Below are 461 nucleotides of genomic sequence, written 5' to 3' on the forward strand. Positions count from 1 at the left end.
GCCTCGGTCCACTCAGCACCCTGCGGAAATGCCTTGAACATCTTGTCGATGATGTCCTGCGCGTATGCTGTGCGATCCTCTTCAATCAATGCCGTAAGCTTGTGATCCAACTCTTCCAGCATGCGATTGATTTCGACCATACGCTTCTTGTCCGTCTCGGGCTTCAACGACTCTTCGTACAGCGCGCTGATCTGTCCTTTTAGGGAGCCAAGGTCACTCTGCTTCGTATCGATGCCGAGTGTCTTTGCGCTCTTACCGTACAGCGTGCCGAACACAATCGCCTTAATCGCGTGACGGAGCGGGTGATCCTTGTCCACCCACTGCTTGAAAAAGCGAAACACGTTTTGAATGTGAATGTCGCCTTTCGTCTTTAGCTGCGCCTTGATCTCAGCGCGTTCCTCATCGGTCTTTGCCGAGATGTAGGCTTGCCGCAATTTCTGACCTGCGCGGAACGCCTCGGC

Annotated in this window: 1 protein-coding gene; it reads right to left on the minus strand. The window is 53.8% G+C overall.

Annotated elements, in window-relative coordinates:
* Nucleotides 1–461: hypothetical protein (locus AC1RPX_RS07700; RefSeq protein WP_481763318.1), on the minus strand; the 461-nt coding region annotated here is incomplete at both ends.

It is taken from the genome of Dellaglioa sp. CoH-56-MRSF-14 (assembly GCF_056782115.1).